Source organism: Corynebacterium renale (assembly GCF_002563965.1).
Lineage (GTDB): Bacteria > Actinomycetota > Actinomycetes > Mycobacteriales > Mycobacteriaceae > Corynebacterium > Corynebacterium renale.
Genome location: NZ_PDJF01000001.1, coordinates 1,838,589 through 1,863,501, shown reverse-complemented (window position 1 = coordinate 1,863,501; position 24,913 = coordinate 1,838,589). Strand labels below are relative to the sequence as shown.

The following is a 24,913-nucleotide window of genomic DNA, read 5'->3' as shown; positions in this document are numbered from 1 at the left end:
GGCTAATCCTTAGGCATGTATTGTGCTTCGAGCCGCCGGAACGCATCGACCTTCTGCACAATGGTGCTGCGGTCTGCTGCCTGGAATGCCCACAGCGGGACAAATTCAAAATCGGGTAGTTCGAGGCGTGCCATGCGCGAGCCCTTCGGGAAAGAGAGGCCGTAAATCACTGCCCAGGAGTAGAAACGGGTGCCAATAAAGTTACGCACTTCTACCCCATCGGCATTAGCACGGACTCGCGGGCGTGACAGCCCGATGTAGCACACCACTGAAATCACGATGCCGACACCGATGAACGCCCATTTATCTATGGTCGTGACCGCTGCACCGGTGTATCCCACACCAACGACCAACGCCATGAAAATGTGAACAGCCATGACGATGACAACCCAAACGATTGCTATGCGCCGCATGGTTGGCGACGTCACCTCCAAGTCCCACGGCCGCGACGTGGTTGCCGCAAAGGGGTCGAGTGCGTTGTAGGTTGCCCGCTCTTGGGTAGACAACTCGCGATTCTGTTTGTGCTGTTCAGACATGCTCTTCCTTCATCTGTCGAACCAGCTCCATTAGAGGTCGGGTTCGACGTCAACGTCAGGTTCTCAGTGTACAGAGGTCCCGCATGATTCCAGAAAGCTAACGTCGTGGCGGGTGCATGCCTATCGACGACGCCGGCAGTTTCATGCGTGTGAGGTCGCGATTACTGCTTCGCGTCTGAGACGATCCGACGTAAAGTTACGGCGGTGTGGAGTGCCGCGATCATGGCTTCCGCACCTTTGTCTTCTGCAGCACCTTCAACGCCGGACCGTTCAATGGCTTGTTCTTCCGTAAATGTTGTCAGAACACCGTTGCCTACGGGGACACCCTCATCGAGGGCTACGCGGGTTAAGCCTGCCGTCACAGAATCACACACGTAGTCAAAGTGCGGAGTGCCGCCCTTAATAACGCATCCGTTTGCGACAACGGCATCGTGGGTCTTGGCTGCCGCTTGCACTGCGACGGGTAATTCTAGAGCGCCGATCACACGGTATTCACTCACTTCTGCGCCACAGCGAATGCCGGCTTCGACTGCGTGCTGATGCAAACGATCGCAGATCTTTTCATTCCACGTCGCGCTAATCACTGCTACTTTCAGGCCTCGTGCATCAACCTCTGAAATTGCTGGCAAGCCTTCTTTAGCCATTATTGTGCTCCCCTGTCTCTAGTTGTCCGACTGCAGGTTCATTCTCAATCACACGTCCACTATGCCACGGCCGAAAGCAAACCGCCTGCGGCTTCAACGGACGTCAGGACTGGGAGTGTGCTTGGTCCCATTCGGCAAGTGCAGGCACGTGATGGCCCATTCGATCACGCTTTGTTCGCAGGTAACGCTCATTCTCCGCGTAGACATCCACGGGGATGGAGGTTCGCTCTGCAACGTCGAGACCGTGGCTGCGTAGGACGTTCGCTTTGTCTGGATTGTTAGTCAACAAATTGATGCGTGACACACCCAACAGCTTTAAGATCTGTGCACCGGAGTCAAACTCGCGAGCGTCGACAGGCTGCTCAAGTTTGAGGTTGGCATCGACTGTATCCATGCCTTCATCTTGTAGCTTATACGCACGAAGTTTTTCAATCAGGCCGATCCCGCGCCCTTCGTGACCACGCAAGTAGACAACAACGCCGACACCCTGTTTCGCAATCATTTCCAGCGCGCGGTCGAGCTGTTGGCCGCAGTCACATCGATGGGACCCAAATACGTCGCCAGTAAGACATTCGGAGTGCATACGCACCATTATCGATTCGTCGTGGCCAGTATCTGTGTCTAGTCCCATAGATAAAGCGACATGTTCTTGTCCAGTCACGGTGTTGGTGAAACCATGCATAGTGAACGTACCGTGCTGGGTCGGGAGCTTCGTAGTGACTACCTCGTGAATGTAGGTTTCATGGTGACGTCGCCAATCAATTAGCTGAGCGATGGAAATCATCTTAAGCCCATGTTCGTCGGCAAATCGGCGCAATTCAGGCGCACGTGCCATGTCGGTTGGGTCATCTTCAGAGACGATTTCACATAAGACTCCAGCTGGATACAGCCCTGCCGCTCGTGCTAAGTCAATAGAGGCCTCAGTATGCCCATCGCGGACCAGCACACCGCCTTCCCGTGCACGTAACGGGACTACGTGGCCTGGGCGAGTGAAATCAGAAGGGACTGAGTCTGGGTTAGCCAGACGGCGGACTGTTTCAGCACGGCTGGTGGCAGAAATGCCGGTGGTGCCGGTATTTGCGTCAACGGTGACGGTATAGGCAGTACCACGGGCGTCTTCATTCGCAGCCACCATGGGCGGAAGACCGAGGCGGTCTGCGATTGCGTTCGTCACTGGCGCGCAGATGTAGCCCGAGGAATATCGAACCATGAAGGCCATCAGCTCTGGCGTCGCTTTTTCCGCCGCGAAGATGAGGTCGCCTTCGTTCTCGCGGTCCTCATTATCAACAACCACCACCGCACGTCCGGCAGCGATCTCGGCGATAGCTTCGTCGACGCTGTCTAGCCGTACAGCGGATTCAGTGTATTCAGAGCCAGATTTGTTCTCAGTCACATCGACAACTTTAGCCCGAAGGCCGACCGGCATGGTGAGCCGGCCTATCACCGCAGGTAGTGAGAGACCCTGTGGGGGCAACCACGCTAAGTCAGCGGAGCTACCATCTTCTCCACATATTTGGCGATCATATCTACTTCCACGTTGACGATATCCCCTACCGTGAGCTCGCCGTGCGTCGTTGCTTTGAGTGTTTCGGGGATGAGCGAAACCTCGAAATAATCTGAGCTAGCTGCGGATACTGTGAGCGACGTGCCGTTGAGGGCAATGGACCCCTTTTCCACCACATACTTGCCTAATGCCGGAGGCAGTTCGAAACGCAGCACCACCCAATGATCCGATTCCGTACGTGAAATTAGGGCCACAGTCGCGTCGACGTGTCCTTGGACGATGTGCCCGCCGAGCCTGTCGCCCACGGCCACTGCACGTTCTAAATTAACTTTGGCGCCCTCGGTGATAGTTGCTAACGACGAACGGTTCAGTGTTTCTTGCATTACATCGGCAGCCCACCAATCGTTTCCTTGATCCACTACCGTGAGACAAACTCCATTGACACTAATCGAATCGCCGTGGCCGGTGCCCTCAAGCACGCGCTGTGCGCTAATTCGTAGGCGCAGCGAATCTCCAAGTGATTCAATGGCCCGAACAGTACCAATTTCTTCAATAAGACCAGTAAACATGATGGGAACCTTCTAAAACGTTACGAAGCGGATAAAGAAAACTCGATAAGTACATCCGCGCCAAGTTGGGTGGTGGTCGTGTGAGCGCCTCGGGTAGCGTCGGCTAGCGTGCTCGCACCCGGCCCCGCAATAACGGGTTTTCCTTCACCCAAGATACAAGGTGCTACATACGCCTGCACCTTGTCCACAACGCCTGCGCGGAGGGCTGCACCTGCCAAAGTCGGCCCGCCTTCGATGAGGACGTCACGACATCCTTCCTGCCATAACGTGGACAATGCAGTCTCTAAATCTGGGTATTGCGAATACCCACGAGTAACCAAGTTTGGGCAAGCAGCTTTAATCGGACGCCTCCCGATAACCACTGCACGTGGTTGGTTCTCACGGAGAGTACCATCTGGGAATCGGGCGGTTAAGGACGGATTGTCTGCCAAAGCGGTACCTGTTCCGATGATGATCGCATCGCGGTGCTGTCTATCGGCGTGAACGTATTCTCGCGCAGTCCGTCCAGTAATCCACTGCGATGTTCCGTCGGGGGCGGCTACGAAGCCATCTAACGATTGCGCGAACTTCAGGGTTACGCACGGGCGCCCATGTTTCAACGCCGTCAGCCACGGAACTAATTCGGGAGTTAGGGCGTCGACATGCACAACTGCAATGTGGTGCTGGCGCAAGAATTCTCCGCCACCAGAAGCCTCCGCGTTAGGATCAGCGTTGGCAAAGTAAACTTCCTCAATCCCAGCTTGAAGCAATGCCTCTGAACATGGACCAGTTCGCCCTTGATGGTTGCACGGCTCTAAGGTGACGAACGCAGATCCACCTTCGGCGCGACTACCAGCTTGACGCAACGCCTCAATCTCCGCATGCGGGCCACCGGGCGGTTGCGTCGCCCCAACCCCCGCAACGCGACCATGCCTATCAACTATGACTGCACCTACAGGCGGATTCGGGCTCGTTGTGCCACGGACTTTGCTCGCTGCTTCACTGGCCAGAGCCAAGTATGACGCGGCTTCAGCTTCTTGATAGTGCACTGCTTATTACTTTCGAGCAGCTGCAGCTGCCGAAGCGAGTTCACCGATCATCGCATTGGGGTCCTCGGCACCGAATACCGCTGAGCCAGCGACGAATACATCTACTCCGGCCTCTGCAGCTTGCGCAATCGTCTTCAAACTAATGCCACCGTCAATTTCGATCAGGGTGTCTAGACCGCGCTGATCAATTTCATCCCTGAGAGTACGTACCTTATCTAGGACCTCAGGCATGAAGGATTGCCCGCCAAAGCCTGGTTCCACGGACATAACCAGCACCATGTCAAAGTGCTCGAGGTCCTTCAAATATGGTTCTATTGGAGTGCCTGGCTTGATAGAAAATGAAGCCCTGCAGCCCAGTTCGTGCAGCTTTTTAGCAACTGCGACAGGATTCTCCGTCGCTTCAACATGGAACGTGATACTTGCCGCACCAGCATCAACATAGCGTTCGATCCACTTCTCAGGTTCCTCGATCATCAAGTGGAAATCGAGGGGAATGTCGATGTTGTCGTATACCGTCCGTGCAATGTCAGGGCCGAAAGAAAGGTTGGGAACAAAATGCCCGTCCATAATGTCGACGTGCAGCCAGGGCGCATCGGGAATCGTCTTAATTGATTCAATCAGATTACCGAAATCGGCCGACAAGATAGACGGGGCTATCACGGGAACGGCTGCGGGAAGTGGACGCAAGAAAGTTGTAGAGGTCATGCCACTACACTACTTCACCACACTGGCGGGAGGCACCCGCCTGTCAAGACAACAACCTATTTCATGGGCTTACGCAGCACTGCGAAGAACATCGCATCAGTGCCATGCCGGTGCGGCCACATCTGCACAGATTTTTCCTGTCCCACGTTGTCCATCGGCGCCACATAGGGGTGGGCATCCTCTTCAACGACGCCCAACTCCGAGATAGCCCAATCGACGACCTCGCGGGTTTCACGCAGGTCAGGTGAACACGTGGAATATACGATGACACCGCCAGGGCGTGCGAGCGCAATAGCGGACTCCAGGAGTTCTTTCTGCAGCACCACGAGCTCCGCGATATCGCTTTCTTTCTTACGCCAACGTGCCTCAGGGCGACGTCGCAAAGCACCTAACCCAGAACAGGGCGCATCAACGAGCACGCGATCGAAGTCTGTGCCTACATCGGGTTTGCGGCCATCGGCTACGTGGGTGGTCACCGGCAACCCAGCAACTGCCTTCTCAACCAGTTGCGCGCGATGAGCAGAAACTTCGACAGCGTCGACGTGGGCGCCGTCGATACGCGCCAAACTTCCGACCAGCGCCGCCTTCCCGCCGGGGCCGGCACATAAATCGAGCCATTTGCCGCGGTCATCGTCTACTGGGACCTCAGCGAGTGCTCGCGCTATCAGCTGCGACCCTTCATCTTGGACACCCGCCAGACCTTGGGCTACGGGCTCAATATCCGCAGGATTACCGGATTCCAGGTACACCGCGTATGGAGAATAGGAACCCTCCTCGCCGCCAGTGATAAGTGCGAGCTCCTCGGCACTAATCTCTCCCGGACGAGCAACCAAGTGCACAATCGGACGCTGGGAATCAGCGTCTAGCGCGGCAGATAATTCGCCCACACCGACGGAACGTGAGAATGACCGGGCGATCCACTCAGGATGAGCATGCTTAAATGCTGCTGCTGCAATTTCGCCTTGCGGAGTCAGCCGCTCTAGCCACTGCTCCGGCGTTGAACGCGAAATGGTTCGAAGGATGCCGTTGGCGAACCCTTTTGCTTTGATATTGCCCGTAGCTTCGACAAGGCGCACTGATGTATCGACAGCTGCGTGTGGTTCCACACGGGTGTACATCAACTGGTAGGTCCCCAACCGCAGCGCGTCGAGCACCTCAGGAACTATGCGTTCCAAGGGACGTGATGAACATTCACCGATCACTGCATCGAGTACACCAAGAGTACGTAATGTACCGTACGTAATCTCTGTTGCAAATGCCGCGTCACGTCCAGTGATACCACGCTGGCGCAGTGCCTTTGGAAGGATGAGGTTGGCGTAGGCATCATTTTCGCGCACTTTTACTAGCGTCGTGAAGGCTACCTCGCGTGCAGCATCAATCCCTGTGAAACTCCAGCGTGCGTCCTGGCTTCTTTGCCCAGCATGCGGAGCAGTGCTCTCACGGCTGCGGTGGTGTTCACGGCGCGGACTATTCTGAGTTTTTTGCGGCGCCTTCCCAGATGTAGGGCGTGGACGTTGCGGCCGTGCCGATGCACTCCCCTGCCTTTTCGACCGAGACCGGAAGCCACCACCAGAAGATAAAGAGCTCATTGGAATACCACCTCAGTATTATCGTGAAGGCCGCGCGCCCACGCTGCAGCCTCCATCATTTTCTTCCCAGGAGGCTGAATGCGATCCAAGATAACCGGATGGGTCCCAGTGCCCACTGCGACGAAATTCTTTGCGATGAACACCTCTCCAGGCTGCAGATCAGGGATCTGCTGATTGGGTTCAACCACAGAAGACGGATCCAGCGGACCAACCTTCACCCGATTTCCGTCCCAGGTTGTCCAAGCACCGGGCGCGGGAGTAAAAGCGCGAATGTGTCGATCGATTGTTTCTGCAGGATCCGACCACGATATGGCAGCGTCTGCAACCGTTATTTTTGATGCATATGTGGCTTCGCCTTCTTGCGGCGTTAACGTAGCACTGCCATCTTCTAAGCTGCTTAGGCTGTCCACGAGGAGGTCTGCGCCCTTGTAGGCCAAACGTGTGAGCAGGTGATCGGCTGTGTCAGTAGGAAGAATTTCCTCGGTGATTGTTCCGACGACGTCACCGGTATCCAAGCCTTCCTCAATGCGGAAAGTCATCGCCCCTGTCTCGGGGTCCCCTTCGTGGATAGCCCACTGCACTGGCGCAGCACCACGCCAGCGTGGGAGCAGCGAGAAGTGAAGGTTGATCCAACCGTGCGGGGCAATGTCAAGCAAGCTTGCCGGGATAAGGTTCCCATAGGCAACTACGGGGATGGCATCGGGTGCAAGATCGTTGAGAAGCTGAGCAATAGCAGCTCCATCTTCCGTGTCCGGCTTCAGTGAATTCGGAGTATGCACTGGTATGCCATGCTTTTTAGCGCACTCTGCGACCGGGGAATCGTGCAAGGTACGCCCGCGCCCGCGCCGTGCAGGAGGGCGGGTGAGGACTGCAACGACCTCGTGGTCCGATGCGATCAATGCCTCCAAAGCGACAACCGCAGGTTCAGGTGTACCGGCAAAGACTAGTTTCACACATTCCTCCCTCAGCGCAGCGTGAATTACTCGACGTAATCTTCAACGATTTAACTTTACACGGCAGCCCTGTTGCGTCATTTCTCGCACGCGGACCTAGAAAAGTTCTGGATGCGTGCTTCGAAGCGTTGCTATGGCTTCGCGTTTCTGATCACGGGATACCCGATCGAGGAACAAAGTACCGTCTAAGTGATCGCTTTCGTGCTGAATGCACCGAGCCAGAAGCCCTGAGGCCACGATGGTCTGCTTCCTACCATATTGATCGAAGCCCGACGCTTGGATCAATTGATAGCGGGGTGTGTTCAGCGAAATTCCCGGGATAGAAAGACAGCCCTCTGCTCCGTGCTGGACCTCCTCGCTCAGAGGTTCCCAGGTGGGGTTAATTAAGACTCCGCGCAGGCCGTTCCCACGCCGTCGGGTGTCGTAGACGAATAGTCGTTGCAGGACACCAATCTGATTTCCTGCTAAGCCAACTCCACCGCGCGCATACATGGTGTCAAACATGTCTTCAACCAGCGTGTGCAAGCGGCTATCCCACATCTTCACCGGCGACGCCGCAGTGGTCAGCTCCACTGCCCCGAACATCTTCAATTCTCGTACAGCCATATTCCCTCTTTCTCATCCATTCACAGCATCGGCCGAGTTCTTGGTTGCTTCTCGACGCCCACCTGCTCCGGGGCCACAAAATCAAAGGACCGCCTAGCCCACATTCATCGGATCGATTTGAATGCGCAACGGCAAATCTTCCTTGCGTGCAATCCGTGCCGAGGCCGCAGCTTTCAACGCGGAACCAAGCTGAGAACGCGGTCCTCGGGCTACGCGGATAAGCACCCTCTGTGGCGGGCCGTATTTTGCTTCGTCGTATTCGCCAGGAAGCTTTATACCTGGCGGTAGATCGACTGGACCCAGCACATCGGCGCCTTCAGGTAGCTCGATATGTTCAATAACATCCTCTACCGCACGCGCAGCCCCGTCGACCGCTGCCATGTGCACGGCAGGTGGAAAACCTACTTCTTCACGTTGGGCGAGTTCACGACGTGCAGCCCCGACCGGATCCCAACGGAGAAATTCCTGAACAACAGCCAAATCAGGCTCAGCCGCCACAATCACTCGTCCGCCTTCTCTGTGGCTGCCCACCAACGTTGCCACATCCATCCACCGCGCCAGTGTATCCTCCGTAGCACGCAAATCCTGACGGCCTAAAAGCGCCCAGGTATCAAGGATGAGTGCGGCTCCGTAATCGCCGTCGTCGATAAGCGGCTCTGCGCCAGGAGTAGCTACCACAAGCGCGCCCTTCTGTGGAACTGAGTCCTTGACCATGCTGCCACCGGAGACAATCACGGGCACCCCGGCGAACGCTCGACCTAGCTCTTCAGCAGTGCGTTCACTGCCCAACACAACCGCGCGTAGGGAATCTGAACCACACGCCATGCAGCGAAAATGAGTATCCGGACGCCCGCACCACCGGCACGTCGGCAGCACCCCCGGCTGTTCCTGCTGCGACTGAGGTAATTCTAACGGCCCATTGCAGGATCGACACCGAGCCGGGGTCCTGCAGGAACCACACGCGAGCGTCGGGATATAGCCTTTCCGTGGGGTATGCACCAGCACAGGTTTATCTGCTGCAAGTGCCTCGCGTACAGCCTGAAACGCAACACCAGGAAGCCTCATACCGCCCGCGTTAGGGTCACGCTGTAGAGCGAAGTCAGTATCAGCAACAGCTTGAATCCACGGCAAGCGTGTGCGAACGGTATCCCGCGACGCGACGAGATCGTGTGCCCAACCTTCCTCAACGAGCAACTGTGTTTCTGCCGTACGGGCATAGCCGCCGATAATCACCGCACACCCCTCGACCACAGCCCGCGTAGTGATAACCTCCCGGGCATGGACGTACGGCGCTCGCGGGTCGGTGAGGTTGTCGTCTCCGTCGAACATCACGACGGCCAAACGGAGATCTTGGACGGGCGCATACGCAGCAGAGCGCGTGCCGACGACAATCTTCCCCTGCCCGTGAAGAATCGAAAGATAGCGCCTATACCGAGCCTGCGGTCCGAGATCCGAGCCCAAGACGGTAACTTGCGCTGCGGAAACCCATACCCGCAGAGCCTTCTCCACTTGGGCAACACGCTTAGCGTCTGGCACCACGATAAGCGCACCACCACCATCGCTTGCCACGGCGACAGCGAGCGCGGCTAACGCTTCCGCCCAATTATCGCCTGGAGCGATCTGCCACGCGGCCCGACCACTGCCCCCACCCAATACATGATCCACAAACGATTCACCGTAGACATACGATGACCATGCAGAAAGATCCGGTGCCTCGCGCTTACCCAGATCCTGCCAACGCTGAGAAAAATCTGACTTCTCTGCCCCCGCATGCCGAGGCGGAATCGCCGCGCGAAGGATGTCTGACCGCGTGGCTCCATAGCGTTGCGCTACACGCTCAATGATTTCTTTCAAGACGGGTGTGAGCACAGGCTCAGGGGATATTACTCTATCTACATATCGCAGCTTGCCCTCGTGCTCAGCACTAGCCACACGATCGTAGACCAACCCATCGACAAGCCTGCCCCCAAAGCGAAGCCGTACGCGCACGCCAGGTTGCATTGCTTCGGAATCAGCTTCCGCAACCTGGTAGTCGAACAACTTATCCAAGTGAACGAGCCCTAATAGCGGAAGAACCCGCGCAACAGGGAGATGCGTTGCGGGGGTTCGAGGGGCTGCCATAGGCCCTAATCTTACGGCCGTCTGTTGAAGTTTGCTACTAGCTAGAAATGCCTGCTGCTGCTTGGAGCTTGTCGACGATGTCCGTGCGCTCCCACGGCAAATCCAAATCGGGGCGACCGAAGTGACCATACGCTGCAGTCTGCGCATAGATAGGCCGCAGCAAATCGAGTTCGCGAATGATAGCTGCCGGCCGCAGATCAACGACCGCAGAAACCGCGGCCTGAATTTGCGCGTCCGTCAGCCCGTGGTGCGCAGTACCAAAGGTTTCGACATAAAGGCCAACCGGTTCGGCACGACCAATAGCGTAGGCCACCTGTACCTCGGCACGATCAGCAAGGCCCGCTGCGACGATATTTTTAGCCACCCAACGCATCGCGTACGCGCCAGAACGGTCAACCTTGCTCGGGTCTTTGCCTGAGAAGGCGCCGCCACCATGCCGGGCCATACCACCGTACGTGTCGACGATAATCTTGCGCCCCGTCAGACCCGCATCACCCATCGGGCCGCCAAGGACAAACGAGCCCGAAGGGTTGACCAACAAAGTAAGGTCATCGCTTACGAACTTCCCCCACCCTGATTCTGCTAGAACCCAATCGATAACATGCTCGCGCAGACGCGGTTCCAACCACGCAGCATCGACCTGTGGGTCATGTTGGGTGGAAATAACGATTGTGTCGATATATACGGGCTTACCTGCGTCGTCATAAGCAAACGTAACCTGAGTTTTACCGTCTGGACGCAGATGATCAACGATTCCTTGCTTACGCACCTCAGTCAGACGGCGAGCCAGACGATGGGCCAAGGCAATCGGGAGAGGCATGTACTCATCAGTCTCGTTCGACGCGTAACCAAACATGAGGCCCTGGTCGCCGGCTCCTGCTTGGTTGTTTTCATCCGCCTCCGAACCGGAACGCACTTCATGTGAGGTGGTCACGCCACTCCCAATCTCCGGCGACTGTTCTCCGATTGCAATATTAACGCCACAGGTGGTGCCGTCGAAGCCCACCGCGGAGCTAGTAAAGCCGATTTCAGTCAACGTTCGGCGGACAAGTGCTGGAATCTCAACGTAACCAGTGGTCGAAACTTCACCGACCACGTGCACTTGGCCAGTAGTAACCAAAGTTTCCACAGCCACGCGCGCGTGAGGATCTTCGGTAAGCAATGCATCAAGAATTGTGTCCGAAATGGCATCACAGATCTTATCCGGATGTCCTTCGGTCACGGACTCACTGGTAAACAGTCGAAGAGCGGGAGTATCCACAGTCACAGACGTTCTTCTTTCAATCGAGGTTAAGGAAATGCCCAAATTCACTAAAGACAACTTAGACCAAGCTGTCTACTAACCGCTATATCGTAGCACTCTGCTTGGAAGAAGAACACTCTAGCTATGAAAAAATTCATAGCCAGGAAAAATACTTACGATGCGCCGGCAATAATAGCCAAGATATCTGCGGCTACGGAATACTTTGTACCGCGGTTAATAACGGTTTCCTGACCGTCGGCATGCAACAACCAGCCTGCGTTGTCGTCAGCCCCAAATGTTTTATTCGAGCCAACTTCATTGCACATCAGGTATTCACACCCCTTCCGCTGCAATTTCTGTCGTGCGTACTCTAGAGCGCTACATTGGGCGTCGCCAGTTTCCGCAGCGAATCCGACTATTACGGTTTCATCTTTAAGACACCCTCTATCACGCGCCTGAACTGTGTCACGCAAAATATCGGGATTCTCTGTGAGCTGTATCTCTGTTAATCCCGCCTCCGACTCACTGCCCTTCTTCATCTTCGAGTCCGAAAGTGTGCGAGGTTTAAAATCTGCGACTGCTGCAGCCATCACAATAAGGTCCGCATCTCCACGGAGGTCTTTGACGGCAGAAAGCATCGCATCAGTACTGTCGACGCGATGAATGCGTGCACCAATGGGGTTCGGCATAGTCTCGGTCGCTCCCGCGACGACATCAACGGAAGCTCCCATTTGCGCAGCGATTTCAGCCAAAGCCCAACCCTGTTTGCCAGAAGAGTGGTTGCCAATGTAACGGACTGGGTCGATAGCCTCCCTGGTGCCTCCGGCCGTTATGAGGACCTTTTTTCCTGCCAGTGACCGTTTCCATTTCCGACCAGACAGGACAGTCTGCGCCAAATTGTAAATTTGCGAGGGCTCAGGCAGGCGTCCTGCTCCCGAGTCCTTACCCGTTAGCCTCCCGTGCGCCGGATCGAGAACGATGTATCCCCGGCTCCTTAACGTGGCGACGTTGGCTACAGTGGCCGGATTATTCCACATCTCAGTATGCATAGCCGGAGCGATGATCACAGGGCATGTCGCAACCAACACCGTAGCTGCGAGAAGATCGTCTGCACGGCCTGCTGCTAATCGCGCCAAAAGGTCAGCGGTTGCCGGCGCAATCACGATTCCATCGGCGTCTTGTCCTACCCGGACGTGTTGCACTTGATCTACTTTGGAAAAAACACCAGTGTCGACCGGTTGCCCAGACAACGCTTCGAAGGTTGCTGCGCCGACAAAATTCAAAGCACTGTCAGTTGGTACAACTTTGACGGTGTTTCCGGCTTCTGTGAAAAGCCGAATGAGGTGGCAAGCCTTATACGCGGCGATTCCGCCAGCTACACCGACGACGATGTTCATGATTTACTATTCTCCTCGTGTAAGTGGAGTGATTACACACATAGAGTCGCATGCGTGAAATTAAGTTGCGGACTAGTGTACGCAGAAACCCCGCACTCCACTTGCGTGGGTACGGGGTATACAGCATTTACGCTCTAGCGACCTTCTTGGTGATCCAAAAGGTTAGCGTCAATTTCACGAAGAGCAATCGACAGTGGCTTTTCACCAGGTTCAGGGGTGACCAGGGGGCCGACGAATTCAAATACGCCTTCGTCTGCCTGCTGGTAGTAGCTGTTGATCTGGCGTGCACGCTTCGCAGCGAAAATTGCCAGAGCATACTTCGAGGAAACCTTTTCCAGCAAAGAGTCAATCGGAGGGTCGGTAATACCAACCGGCGGATCGAATACTGGTTGCTTCTTCTCCGTTTCGTTGCTCACGTTTGTCACATTCACCTTTTCGTCAAAAGAAAGTAGATAAGGCCATGAGTATACAGGTTCATGACCTAGTGTGTTTAATCGCCGCTGAGAATGTCGCGCAGTTCGGCTACTGCCACGTCGATATCGTTGTTGACCACGATGCGGTCGAACTCATCCTTCGCCGCGAGTTCGTGGCTTGCGGTATCCAAACGACGTTTGATTACATCTTCAGGTTCTGTGCCCCGCCCTGTAAGGCGCTCCACGAGGATTTCCCATGACGGAGGCGCTAGAAACACGGTGATTGCATCTGGGATGGCCCGTTTAACATTGCGGGCACCTTCCAGGTCGACCTCGACCAGGACTGGCCGCCCCTCGGAGCGCGCGTGCTCCACTGGTTCGGCGGGGGTACCCGAGCGTTGTAGGCCACCGTGGATGTCCGCCCACTCGAGCATTTCTCCGCGGTCGATGCGATCTTGAAACAGTTCTGGGGTGACAAAGAAGTAATCAACTCCGTCGACCTCGCCAGGTCGAGGAGATCGAGTGGTCATGGAAACTGAAAAATAAAGATCTTCCAGTTCCGACCGAAGGCGATGCACGATCGTGGATTTACCCACGGCAGAAGGCCCGGCCAAAACTACTAGCCGGGCTTGTTTCGTATCGCCTGGCACTATTAATCCTCGGAGAAACCGAAGCGCTCGAGCAGTGCACGACGCTGGCGGTCGCCCAGACCACGCAGACGACGGGTTGGAGCAATCTCCAGCTCGTCCATGATTTCCTTAGCCTTGACCTTGCCTACCTTAGGCAGAGCCTCAAGAAGTGCGGAAACCTTGGTCTTACCAATGATCTCGTTATCTGGAACCTGGTCCAGTACCTCTTTGAGGGTGATGTCGCCGCGCTTCAGCTTTTCCTTCAGCTCGGCACGTGCCTTGCGGGCTTCCGCTGCCTTGGCAAGGGCGGCCTTGCGCTGCTCATCGGTCAACTTGGGAAGGGCCACGGGGTTCCTCCAGTTCAGTAATTGTTTGGGTTATCTTGAGCCATGCTACCCCGAATCGATGGTAGGGGTAAACACGGCTAACGCAGTGCAGCCTCAACCAACCCGTAAGGCTGGCTAACCGCTGTACACCATGGTGTAACAGTGTATCACTGCAGGTAAAACTATCAACGCCCCAGGGGGCTGTTTTCAGGTATTTCCCGAGGATTTGCGCCTCAGGATTCTGCCGCAGGACACTGCCGTCCAACTTAAATTAGCAGGTCGGCAGCGATCTTACTAGTTAACGCGAAACAGAATCATCCACGAAATCAGCGATGGCCTGCTTGAGAGCGTGCACTGAAGGCCCTGCCTTCAATATTCCGCGGGAAACCGAAGGTAGAGCGAGTGGATTATCTTCCCCACATAGTCGGTCAATGTCGCGCATTGTTGCACCTTGCGCACCCACACCAGGCAACAATATCGGCCCATGCAGACGCGAGATAGACGGTGGATTCGCAACCGTGGCACCCAATACGATGCCAAGGTTTCCACCGACGGTCTCGGCATGAGAAGAAGCATTTATCTCCGCTACGGTATCAACGACATGCTGGGCCACGCTGGTTTCAGCGGCGAAGCGTGCGCCCTGCAGCGCGATTGCCTCAGGGTTCGAGGTGGCAGCAAGAACGTAAACGCCTTTTCCGTTTTCTTCTGCAACATCAAATGCAGGTTGCAAAGCTCCGACCCCTAGGTATGGAGACACTGTTACTGCATCTGATTCCAAAGGAGAACCGTGCCCAAGCCAGGCTCGCGCGTAACCGGCCATTGTGGAGCCGATGTCTCCACGTTTTGCGTCCGCGATGACAAGCACCCCCTGTGAACGGAGCTCTTTGATAGCGTCTTCGAGGATGCTGAAGCCCCGGGCGCCATAAGGTTCATAAAACGCGATTTGCGGCTTTACGACGGCAACCTCAGCAAAAGCTTCGACACAGATTTCAGTGAAACGTGCAACACCTTCTGCGTTCGTGGGAAGCCCCCACGCTTCAAGAAGTGAAACGTGGGGGTCAATTCCGACGCAGAGACGGCCGCGACGTGATGTTGCCTCAGCTAATCTCTGGCTAAAGTTCACGGTTTATGCCTCCTTAGCCACCGCATGTTCGAGTTCTTGGAGTGCGCGTACGCCGAAACCGCCGGACAGGCGGGCCTCGATGCCTTGAACAGCTGCCGTAGAACCCTGAACTGTGGTGATAAGAGGTACACCGGCCAAAACAGCTGCCGCACGGATTTCGTAGCCATCGTGGCGTGCACCTGCAGAGCCTGCTGGTGTATTAAGAATCAGGTCGATTTCGCCGTCCTTAATCATGTCCACGATGGAACGGTCGCCCGCGGAGCCTTCGCGAACATCCGAAGCCTTCAAAACGGTTTCGCACTCAATGCCATTGCGGCGCAGCGTCATCGCAGTACCTGCAGTAGCCAAGATCCGGAATCCTAGGGCCGCCAGGCGCTGGATTGGGAACATGAGGGTCCGCTTATCGTGGTTGGCCACGGATACGAAGATCGTTCCTTCGGTAGGCAAGTCGCCGAACGCCGCTGCTTCGGCTTTCGCGTAGGCTGCTCCAAAGTTGTCCGCCAGGCCCATGACCTCACCCGTGGATTTCATCTCTGGGCTGAGCAGGGTGTCCAGCATAGTTCCGTCCGGGCGACGGAAACGGTTAAACGGCAGGACGGCTTCCTTGACCGCAATCGGGGCGTCCAGTGGCAGCGATGCGCCATCATAGTCCGTCGGAATCATGCCCTCTTGCTGGAGCTCGCTGATGCTTGCACCAGTCATGATGCGAGCTGCAGCCTTTGCCAGTGGGACACCCGTGGCCTTGGAAACGAATGGAACCGTACGCGATGCGCGTGGGTTAGCTTCGATGACGTAGAGGGTATCGTCCTTGAGCGCGAACTGAACATTCATCAGGCCCTTGACGCCGATGCCGTGGGCCAGCGCCGCGGTGGAACGTCGTACGGTTTCGAGGTCTTCTTGGCCGATGGACATTGGGGGCAGTGCACACGCCGAGTCACCGGAGTGGACACCTGCTTCTTCGATGTGCTCCATGACGCCGGCAAGGTAGACGTTCTCGCCGTCGCATAGCGCGTCGACGTCAATCTCGATTGCGTTGTCTAGGAAGCGGTCCACCAGGACTGGGTGGTCCGAGCTGAGCTCGGTTGCACGCGAGATGTAGGACTCCAACGAGTCCTCGTCGTAAACAATTTCCATACCGCGTCCGCCAAGCACGTACGACGGGCGGACAAGTACTGGGTACCCGATCTTGGAAGCAACCTCGCGGGCTTCTTCGAAAGTGGTAGCGGTTCCGAAGGGTGGTGCTGGAAGTTCTGCAGCCTGAAGGACCTTGCCGAATTCGCCACGATCTTCGGCCTTGTCAATTGCTTCCGGAGAAGTACCAATGACTGGTACACCTGCTTCTTCCAGACGCGCTGCGAGACCCAGTGGTGTCTGGCCGCCAAGCTGGACGATGACACCAGCAACGTTGCCTGACTCGGACTCTGCGTGGTAGACCTCCATGACGTCCTCGAACGTCAGTGGTTCGAAGTACAGACGGTCAGCAGTGTCATAGTCGGTGGAGACAGTTTCTGGGTTGCAGTTGACCATGATGGTCTCGTATCCCACGCGTGAAAGCTCGAGTGCTGCGTGGACACAGGAGTAGTCGAACTCAATGCCCTGGCCGATGCGGTTCGGACCAGAGCCCAAGATGATGATCTTGTCCTTGTCCTTCTGCGGGGCAACTTCGCTCTCCGCGTTGGGATCAAGCTCGTATGCGGAGTAGTGGTACGGCGTTTGTGCTTCGAATTCGCCTGCGCAGGTGTCGACGGTCTTGTATACCGGACGGATTCCTAGCGACCAGCGCAAGGAACGTACGCCATCTTCGCCAGCAAATTCTGGCCGAAGCGCAGCGATCTGTGCGTCGGAAAGACCAAACACCTTTGCCCGGCGCAGCAAAGTTTCATTCAGGACCGGCGCGTCGAGCAGCTCGGCGCGGAAGTCGACCAGCGCGCGCAACTCAGCGAGGAACCACGGGTCGATGCCGGAGGCCTCGTAGATTTCGTCGATTGTTGCGCCGAGACGCATCGCCAATTCTACGTCGTACATGCGGCCTTCAGTGGGTCGCTTGAGGTCCTCGAGGACCGCTGCCTTGTCGTGTGCACGCTCGCCGGCGATCGCTTCGTCGCTAGCTGTCCAAAAACCAGCTGGTTTGTTTTCCAGCGAACGCATGACCTTGTTCAATCCGGAGATGTAGTTGCGGCCAATAGCCATGGCTTCGCCGACAGACTTCATGGTGGTGGTCAGAGTGTCGTCGGAGCCCGGGAACTTAGCGAAGTCGAAGCGTGGAGCCTTGACAATAACGTAGTCCAAGGTCGGTTCGAACGCTGCCGGAGTGGTTCCAGTGATGTCGTTGGTGACTTCATCGAGGGTGTAGCCGATAGCGAGCTTGGCAGCCATCTTCGCGATTGGGTACCCGGTCGCCTTCGACGCGAGTGCCGAGGAACGGGAAACGCGTGGGTTCATCTCGATCGTGATGATGCGGCCGTCTTTCGGGTTCACCGCGAACTGGATGTTGCAGCCGCCGGTGTCAACGCCAACTGCACGGATGATTGCGATGCCTTGATCACGCATAATCTGGTATTCACGATCGGTCAGCGTCATAGAGGGAGCCACGGTCACGGAGTCACCGGTGTGCACACCCAGCGCATCGACGTTTTCGATAGACGCGATGACAACCACGTTATCGTCGCGGTCTCGCATAAGCTCGAGCTCGAATTCCTTCCAACCCAAGATAGATTCCTCAATCAGGACATTAGCCTCAGGCGAGGCACTCAGACCTCCACCGGCGATCCGATCCAAATCTTCGTAGGTGAATGCGAGACCGGAGCCGAGGCCACCCATGGTGAAGGATGGTCGAACGACAACGGGCAGGCCAAGCTTCTCGACGGTCGCGTGGACCTCATCCATGTTGTGGCAGACAGCTGAACGTGCGGATTCGCCGCCGATGGAGGCCACGATGTCCTTGAACTTCTGGCGGTCTTCGCCGCGTTCAATGGCGTCGATATCTGCGCCGATGAGCTCAACACCGTACTTTTCCAGGATTCCCTGACGGTCGAGGGCAATGGCAGCGTTGAGCGCGGTCTGGCCGCCGAGGGTAGCCAGTACGGCGTCGACAGGATGACCTTCCTCTTGCTCCTTAGCCAAGACCTTTTCAATGTATTCCGGTTCAATTGGCTCTACGTATGTGTGGTCGGCAAACTCGGGGTCGGTCATAATTGTTGCCGGGTTGGAGTTCACCAAGGTTACGCGGAGGCCTTCTTCGCGGAGAACTCGGCAGGCCTGTGTACCGGAATAGTCGAACTCGCAGGCCTGACCGATGACGATTGGGCCGGAACCGATAACCAGAACGTGGTTAATATCTGTGCGCTTAGGCATGAATGTCTCTTTCTTCTGTCGCTTCAGGGATGAGTGATCTGGTTATTTCTTGGCTTCATTCATCAAGGTGATGAACTGGTCAAACAGCGGATCGGCATCGTGCGGTCCGGCCGCGGCTTCGGGGTGATACTGCACGGAGAATGCACGACCGCTGTCGAGTGCCACGCCTTCAACTACGCCGTCGTTGAGGCAAGTGTGTGTGACGTGAGCGGAGCCGAACGGGGTATCAAAGCTCTCCCCTGCCTCGGATGACGGATTCTTCAATGCGAATCCGTGGTTTTGCGAAGTGATCGAGATTTCGTCGGTATCGTGGTTGAGCACAGGGACGTTGACGCCACGGTGACCGAAGCGCAACTTGTAGGTTTCCATGCCTAGCGCCCGACCGAGCAGTTGATTGCCTAGACAGATGCCAAAGAACGGAATGTCGGCCTCGAGAACTTGCTTAATCGTGGCCACCGAATCGTCCATTGCACCTGGGTCTCCCGGACCGTTGGACACGAAGACTCCGTCTGGTTTGTGGGACTTGATGGTTTCGAAGTCGGTGTCATGCGGAACGACGATGGTAGTGATACCTCTACTAGCCAGTCGAGCTGGTGTCGTTGATTTAATGCCCATGTCCAGGGCAACTACGGTCGCCTTGTGGTCGCCTTCGGCTTCGACAGTGTACGCATCGTTAGTGGATACGTCTGCAGTTAGGTTGGCGCCGAGCATCGCTGGTTGCTGCTTGACTAGCTCGATCAATGTCTCATTGTCGCGTTCTGCCTCGGCGCCGCTGAAAATACCCGCTGCGATAGACCCTTCGTTGCGCAGGTGACGCACTACCGTCCGGGTGTCGACGCCTTTGATACCGACGATGTTGTTCTCGACGAGCGCTTCTTCGAGAGTCTTTTCTGACCGCCAGCTAGAAGCGATTGTGCTGTAATCGCGAATGATGATGCCCGCCGCGCTAATCAGATCGTTGTGGGACTCCCCATCCTCGGAGTTCCAACCGGTATTGCCAATCTGAGGTGCGGTGAACACAATCAACTGACGATGGTAAGACGGGTCCGTCAATGTCTCTTGATAGCCGGTCATAGCTGTCGTGAATACGGCTTCGCCCAAAGTGGTGCCCTGCGCGCCAAATGCTTCACCGCTAAATACTCGACCATCCGCCAGGACCAACTTGGCGGGGACGAAAGTTGCTGGAGTGCTCACGTATAGAACCTTTCTGAAAAAGTGTGTATCGGAATCTTAGGAAGCGTTTGGCTGAGCAACGTTGCCATCACGACACGTCACGTGGCCACGCAAAACCGTAGAACGTACGCGGGCGTTGAATTTTTCACCATGGTACGGGGTGTTACGGGACTTCGATGCCAATGCGTTGCGGTCGACGGTCCAGGCCAAGCCTGGATCAACGAGGGTCAGGTTGGCGGGCTCCCCGACTGCAATCGGCCGGCCATGATCAGGGAGCCGGGTGATCTCTGCCGGCTTCTCGCTCATAACCTTGGCCACGAAACGCCAGTCTGCGCGCCCAGTTTCCACAAAGAGCTTCGCGACGATTGCCAGTGACGTTTCCAGGCCGAGCATGCCGGGCTTAGCATGTTGGAATTCGCAGCACTTCTCCTCCGAACCATGTGGTGCGTGGTCAGTAGCTACGCAGTCGATAGTGCCGTCGAGAAGTGCCTCCTGAAGGGCTTCCGCGTCACTACGCTCACGAAGTGGTGGGTTCACTCGGTAATACCCGTCATAAGTGCGCAAGAGTTCGTCGGTAAGCAGCAAGTGGTGAGGCGTAACTTCTGCGGTGAGCGATACGCCTCGGTCCTTGGCAAACTTGATCAGATCGATGCTGCCCACTGTCGAGGCGTGACACACGTGAATGCGTCCGCCGTAATCGCGGGATAGCAAAGCGTCGCGGGCAACGATGGCCTCTTCTGCGGCACGTGGCCAGCCGGAGAGTCCGAGTTCTGCTGCGATGGGCCCCTCATGAGCAACAGCGCCTTCAGTCAGGCGGATGTCCTCCGCGTGTTGTGCGAGGAGGACGTCCTCACCGCGAGCATATTCAAGCGCACGGCGCATCAGGCGTGGATCGTCGACGCATTTGCCGTCGTCGGAAAACATTCTTACTTTTGCGCCACTTCGCGCCATGAGGCCGAACTCGGTGAGCTGCTTACCTTGGAGTCCTTGCGTGATCGAACCTACTGGGTGTACGTCGCACAAGCCGAGCTGCTGGCCCTTGAGCCACACGGCTTCTGCAAGGATAGGTTGGTCGAGCACGGGCATCGTGTTAGCCATCGTGAAAACAGCAGTGAACCCGCCGCGGGCCGCAGCTGCCGAGCCGGTAGCCAGGGTTTCGGTGTCTTCGCGGCCAGGTTCGCGTAGGTGTACGTGCATGTCCACGAGACCGGGCAGCAAAACCGCGCCGTGTCCATCGAGTACGTCGTCGGCAGTTGCATCTGCGGCAGCAGCCACATCGACGATGATGCCGTCTTCAATGAGAACGTTAGTGGGATCGCCCTCGCCGTAGACAAGGACATCACGGATTAAGAGAGTCCCTGCAGCAGCCGGCGCATGTGCACCGGTTTCTGGGAAGGACACCGTAGTTTTTTCTTCAGTCATCGTATCCTCCTAGAATCCCCGGCTGCCAGAGCTTGCCAGCAAAGTGAACAGCGTTGCCATGCGTACGTGCACACCGTTGTTGACCTGCTGAAGAATTGCTGCCTGGGGAGCGTCAGCTACCTGGTTATTAATTTCCATGCCACGCAGGATTGGTCCAGGGTGCATGACGATAGCGTTATCTTTCATGGCTGCGTAGCGGGCTTCGCTTAAGCCGTACAAAGTGGCGTACTCACGATGGGATGGGAAAAATCCACCGTGCATGCGTTCTGCCTGCACGCGAAGCATCATGACTACGTCAGCGGAACCGATAACAGAATCGAAGTCGTGGGAGGTTCGGACTGGCCACGTTTCTACGCCAGTAGGCAACAAGGTTCGAGGGGCAACCAGCGTGATCTCAGCTCCGAGGGCGGTGAGCAGGTCAACGTTGGAGCGCACGACCCGGGAATGGAGGCAGTCTCCGACAATGACCACGTGGAGGCCTTCGACAGTTCCGAGTTTTTGGCGCATCGTGACCGCGTCGAGAAGCGCCTGCGTCGGATGCTGATGCGCCCCGTCGCCGGCGTTGATTACGCTTGGCCCGGTGCCGTCGTGGTCCAGCCACTGCCTAATGTGATGGGCAGCGCCAGAGGACGGGTGACGAATAATGATTGCATCCGCGCCGATGGAAGCCAGCGTGGCTGCTGTATCACGGAGAGATTCACCCTTCTTAACAGAGGAGCTAGAGGCAGACAGATTGATGACGTCTGCACTCATCCACTTGCCAGCCGTTTCGAAAGAGGAACGGGTGCGGGTGGAATTCTCGTAGAACAAAGTGTAAACAGTGCGGCCACGCAAAGTAGGGAGTTTTTTCACTTCACGGCCATTGAGGGCTTCGCGGAATCGGTCGGCCTCGTCCATCAGTCCGACGATCTCGTCGACTGAAAGGTCTTTAATATCGATGAGGTGCTTCATTGTTAAGCGTCCCCTTCAGCGGTGGTCGGTTTCTCTGACCCTGATACGGATTGGCTCACAGGGCGGTGCAGAGTGACGGCATCAGAGCCATCGATTTCAGCAATGTCGACGCGCACATCTTCGTCTTTGGAGGTTGGAAGGTTTTTACCAACGTAATCGGCGCGAATCGGCAGTTCTCGGTGCCCACGATCAACAAGGACAGCCAACTGAATAGCGTCCGGGCGCCCTAAGTCGCGTAGGGCGTCAAGGGCAGCCCGGATGGTGCGGCCGGAGAACAGAACGTCGTCAACCAAGACCACGATGCTGCTATCAATGCCGCCGTCAGGAATCGAGGTTTCTTGAAGAGCCCTATGTGGCTTGTTGCGTAGGTCATCACGGTAAAGAGTGATGTCTAGGGAACCAACGGGAACTTCAAGGCCGGTGAATTGTGAAATCTTCTGCTGCAAGCGCTCTGCCAGCGGGACCCCACCCGATGGAATGCCCAGTAGAAGCACACGAGGAGCGTCTGGGGAATCCAGCGCTGTCTTTTCAATAATCTGGTGCGCGATGCGCGAGATGGTTCGGCCTAGCTGCTGGGAATCCAGAATTTCTACGGATTCCAGCTGCTGCACGCCGGTATCTTGTTCGCTCATCGTGACCTCCTTCCCCGCCTCTCTGTGCGGTCATTAAAGGATGTCTTAATGGTTCAACGTCTACACTTGTGCAAGACGAATTAAAGCATAGCACTATCGTACTTTTACCGTTGAGGAGCAACCTGTGCTTTTTAATTTCAGCGATAATCTGCCATTCGAGCGCGAAACTGTGTGGGATTGGCACACCCATCCGGGGGCAGTCCAGCGCTTGACTCCGCCATTCACACCGATGAAAGTATCCCGGGGCGCATCATCGCTTTCCGACGGTACAACTATCTTTGCGCTCCCCGCTGGACTGAAGTGGATCGCACAGCATCTTCCCGGCCCATACTCTCCTGGGAAACGGTTCGCGGACAAGTGCGTAAATTTTCCGCTCTCACTAACCGGATGGACCCACGAGCACAATTTTTCCGACGGCTCCCCCGGTTCCACAATCGTCTTAGATAGCGTCAGAACGCGTATCCCTCTGCCTCCTTCTTTCATGAAAAGAATCTTTGGATATCGCCAGAATCAACTGCGGGCCGATCTCGAGCGCGCTAAAGAATTCGCAGTATTTGCACGCGAAAGCTCGAAGCCTCTGACTATTGCGGTGACGGGCAGCTCTGGCCTCGTCGGCACTGCGCTAAGAGCCCAGCTTTCTACGCTCGGGCACACCGTTATTCAGCTGGTACGTTCTCAGCCCAGAGAAAAACAGCGGCTGTGGAACCCCAAAGATCCTGACCCTTCAATTCTGGACGGCGTTGACGCCGTCGTGCATCTGGCGGGCGAACCAATTGGTAAGCCGTTTACGCAAGGTCACGTGCAGCGTCTCTTCGATTCGCGTATCACTCCGACTCAGTTATTGGCCCGTTTGGCAGAGCGCTCTCCCCAATGCCGCACCTTCGTAAGCGCGTCTGCCGTGGGGTTTTATGGAGCTGACCGCGGAGACGCGGTGCTGGATGAAACCGCGGCACAAGGAACAGGAATTTTAGCCGACCTTGTGCAGCGCTGGGAAGAAGCCAGCCACGAATTCGATGGCTCATCTTTGCGGGTAGTGCACATCCGTACCGGGATCGCCTTATCTGGTGCCGGCGGCATGCTCCCGATACTTGCTGCACTGACGTGGACAGGGTTAGCTGGCCCAATCGGTAAGGGAGATAACTGGTTTTCCTGGATCGCGCTTGACGACCTCACAGACATTTACGTCCGTGCGATACTCGATGCAACGGTTCGTGGACCGGTCAACGCCACTGCTCCGAATCCCGTCACAAACGCTGAGTTTATGGAGGCACTCGGTTCTGTTCTCCATCGCCCGACAGTCCTCCCTATCCCGAAATGGACCCCAGCTATTCTTTTGGGTCGGAGCGGGCGGGATGAATTGGCCGTCGCTAGTCAACGAGTGTCCCCGACGACGCTTCAAACACTCGGGCATACTTTCCGCTACGCTACGGTGAACAGTGCTCTAGCCCACGAACTTGGGCGAAATGACGCAAGTTAGCGTCGACCACGATTAAGAAAGGATATCGTGACTTTATCTTCTCAGGACGCCAGCGCTATTATCCGCGACGTCACCGCCGTACTGGAGGATGAAAACCTGCAGCTACGCGTCGATGACGAGACAGACATCCCGAAGATCAATACGGGGTTCATCAACCTAGCCATCACGATTGCCATCGATGAGGATTATCTAGCAGTCGAGGCTGCGTGGCGGGGATCGGTTGCTACTGACGACGCTGCGACATTGCTCGCTGTCACTAACGAGTGGAACCAGTCACAGATTAGCCCCCAGGTTCGCTTTTTTGAGCGCGACGGGCAACTCAACATCAGCATGATGCGCCAAGTCTTGGTCTCTGAAGGCCTCACCTACAACCAGTGTGGGGCGTTCCTTATGAGCACGTTGGAATCAATGGTTGCGGCGTCCCAATGGTTGGAAGAAAACTTCCCTGAATCCATTACCTGGAATGATCCACACGCGGTCAGCCACTCCAACACACATCAAGACTCGGAGGACTAACG

At 56.2% G+C, this 24,913-nt stretch carries 23 protein-coding genes; 2 read left to right on the top strand and 21 right to left on the bottom strand.

What is annotated here, in order from left to right; translation table 11 throughout:
• Window positions 1–2 precede the first annotated feature (2 nt).
• The 21 genes from ATK06_RS08715 to pyrR form a co-directional block, all read right to left on the bottom strand.
• On the bottom strand, window positions 3–536 hold the full coding sequence (locus tag ATK06_RS08715) for a PH domain-containing protein (protein ID WP_098389199.1): 534 nt from the start codon (window positions 534–536) through the stop codon (window positions 3–5).
• 161 nt (window positions 537–697) lie between these two features.
• Window positions 698–1,180 carry a 6,7-dimethyl-8-ribityllumazine synthase gene (ribH, locus tag ATK06_RS08710; RefSeq protein ID WP_048381618.1) on the bottom strand — a complete coding sequence of 161 codons (483 nt, stop codon included), beginning with the start codon at window positions 1,178–1,180 and terminating at the stop codon, window positions 698–700.
• Window positions 1,181–1,283: 103 nt separating this feature from the next.
• A complete protein-coding gene (locus tag ATK06_RS08705) occupies window positions 1,284–2,606 on the bottom strand; it encodes a bifunctional 3,4-dihydroxy-2-butanone-4-phosphate synthase/GTP cyclohydrolase II (RefSeq protein ID WP_048381617.1) in 1,323 nt (440 codons plus the stop codon).
• A gap of 53 nt (window positions 2,607–2,659) precedes the next feature.
• The gene (locus ATK06_RS08700; protein WP_048381615.1) at window positions 2,660–3,253 is read right to left on the bottom strand and encodes a riboflavin synthase; all 594 of its coding nucleotides are present in this window, start codon (window positions 3,251–3,253) and stop codon (window positions 2,660–2,662) included.
• Between the two features lie 20 nt (window positions 3,254–3,273).
• Window positions 3,274–4,281, bottom strand: coding sequence for a bifunctional diaminohydroxyphosphoribosylaminopyrimidine deaminase/5-amino-6-(5-phosphoribosylamino)uracil reductase RibD (ribD, locus tag ATK06_RS08695; RefSeq protein ID WP_048381612.1), 1,008 nt, complete (start codon window positions 4,279–4,281; stop codon window positions 3,274–3,276).
• A 6-nt stretch (window positions 4,282–4,287) separates the two neighbouring features.
• Window positions 4,288–4,986 carry a ribulose-phosphate 3-epimerase gene (rpe, locus tag ATK06_RS08690; protein ID WP_048381607.1) on the bottom strand — a complete coding sequence of 233 codons (699 nt, stop codon included), beginning with the start codon at window positions 4,984–4,986 and terminating at the stop codon, window positions 4,288–4,290.
• Window positions 4,987–5,042: 56 nt separating this feature from the next.
• Window positions 5,043–6,575, bottom strand: coding sequence for an RsmB/NOP family class I SAM-dependent RNA methyltransferase (locus tag ATK06_RS08685; RefSeq protein ID WP_048381604.1), 1,533 nt, complete (start codon window positions 6,573–6,575; stop codon window positions 5,043–5,045).
• A complete protein-coding gene (gene fmt, locus ATK06_RS08680; RefSeq protein WP_048381603.1) occupies window positions 6,572–7,528 on the bottom strand; it encodes a methionyl-tRNA formyltransferase in 957 nt (318 codons plus the stop codon). The genes ATK06_RS08685 and fmt overlap by 4 nt, the downstream gene beginning before the upstream one ends.
• 96 nt (window positions 7,529–7,624) lie before the next feature.
• Window positions 7,625–8,134 (bottom strand): peptide deformylase, encoded by a 510-nt coding sequence (def, locus tag ATK06_RS08675; protein WP_048381602.1) that lies wholly within the window; start codon window positions 8,132–8,134, stop codon window positions 7,625–7,627.
• Window positions 8,135–8,227: 93 nt separating this feature from the next.
• Window positions 8,228–10,255, bottom strand: coding sequence for a primosomal protein N' (locus ATK06_RS08670; RefSeq protein ID WP_048381601.1), 2,028 nt, complete (start codon window positions 10,253–10,255; stop codon window positions 8,228–8,230).
• A 37-nt stretch (window positions 10,256–10,292) separates the two neighbouring features.
• Window positions 10,293–11,522, bottom strand: coding sequence for a methionine adenosyltransferase (gene metK, locus ATK06_RS08665; RefSeq protein WP_048381597.1), 1,230 nt, complete (start codon window positions 11,520–11,522; stop codon window positions 10,293–10,295).
• 149 nt (window positions 11,523–11,671) lie between these two features.
• Complete coding sequence (gene coaBC / locus ATK06_RS08660; protein WP_098389198.1) at window positions 11,672–12,895, bottom strand: bifunctional phosphopantothenoylcysteine decarboxylase/phosphopantothenate--cysteine ligase CoaBC; 1,224 nt, start codon at window positions 12,893–12,895, stop codon at window positions 11,672–11,674.
• Between the two features lie 134 nt (window positions 12,896–13,029).
• Window positions 13,030–13,320, bottom strand: coding sequence for a DNA-directed RNA polymerase subunit omega (gene rpoZ / locus ATK06_RS08655; protein WP_048381593.1), 291 nt, complete (start codon window positions 13,318–13,320; stop codon window positions 13,030–13,032).
• A gap of 65 nt (window positions 13,321–13,385) precedes the next feature.
• Window positions 13,386–13,958 (bottom strand): guanylate kinase, encoded by a 573-nt coding sequence (gmk, locus tag ATK06_RS08650; protein ID WP_048381591.1) that lies wholly within the window; start codon window positions 13,956–13,958, stop codon window positions 13,386–13,388.
• A gap of 2 nt (window positions 13,959–13,960) precedes the next feature.
• The gene (gene mihF, locus ATK06_RS08645) at window positions 13,961–14,284 is read right to left on the bottom strand and encodes an integration host factor, actinobacterial type (protein WP_048381589.1); all 324 of its coding nucleotides are present in this window, start codon (window positions 14,282–14,284) and stop codon (window positions 13,961–13,963) included.
• Window positions 14,285–14,561: 277 nt separating this feature from the next.
• On the bottom strand, window positions 14,562–15,386 hold the full coding sequence (gene pyrF / locus ATK06_RS08640) for an orotidine-5'-phosphate decarboxylase (protein WP_048381587.1): 825 nt from the start codon (window positions 15,384–15,386) through the stop codon (window positions 14,562–14,564).
• A 3-nt stretch (window positions 15,387–15,389) separates the two neighbouring features.
• A complete protein-coding gene (gene carB, locus ATK06_RS08635; protein WP_098389197.1) occupies window positions 15,390–18,740 on the bottom strand; it encodes a carbamoyl-phosphate synthase large subunit in 3,351 nt (1,116 codons plus the stop codon).
• A 42-nt stretch (window positions 18,741–18,782) separates the two neighbouring features.
• A complete protein-coding gene (gene carA, locus ATK06_RS08630; RefSeq protein ID WP_048381585.1) occupies window positions 18,783–19,934 on the bottom strand; it encodes a glutamine-hydrolyzing carbamoyl-phosphate synthase small subunit in 1,152 nt (383 codons plus the stop codon).
• 36 nt (window positions 19,935–19,970) lie between these two features.
• Window positions 19,971–21,335: a dihydroorotase gene (locus ATK06_RS08625; protein WP_098389196.1), complete on the bottom strand. Its 1,365-nt coding sequence runs from the start codon at window positions 21,333–21,335 to the stop codon at window positions 19,971–19,973.
• 9 nt (window positions 21,336–21,344) lie between these two features.
• A complete protein-coding gene (locus tag ATK06_RS08620) occupies window positions 21,345–22,286 on the bottom strand; it encodes an aspartate carbamoyltransferase catalytic subunit (protein WP_048381581.1) in 942 nt (313 codons plus the stop codon).
• Between the two features lie 2 nt (window positions 22,287–22,288).
• Window positions 22,289–22,918 carry a bifunctional pyr operon transcriptional regulator/uracil phosphoribosyltransferase PyrR gene (gene pyrR, locus ATK06_RS08615; RefSeq protein ID WP_048381580.1) on the bottom strand — a complete coding sequence of 210 codons (630 nt, stop codon included), beginning with the start codon at window positions 22,916–22,918 and terminating at the stop codon, window positions 22,289–22,291.
• Window positions 22,919–23,399: 481 nt separating this feature from the next.
• On the opposite strand from pyrR, the gene ATK06_RS08610 reads away from it, so the two are divergent.
• Window positions 23,400–24,395, top strand: a complete 996-nt coding sequence (locus ATK06_RS08610; RefSeq protein WP_231913508.1) for a TIGR01777 family oxidoreductase — start codon at window positions 23,400–23,402, stop codon at window positions 24,393–24,395.
• A gap of 27 nt (window positions 24,396–24,422) precedes the next feature.
• Complete coding sequence (locus ATK06_RS08605) at window positions 24,423–24,911, top strand: YbjN domain-containing protein (protein ID WP_048381578.1); 489 nt, start codon at window positions 24,423–24,425, stop codon at window positions 24,909–24,911.
• Window positions 24,912–24,913 lie beyond the last annotated feature (2 nt).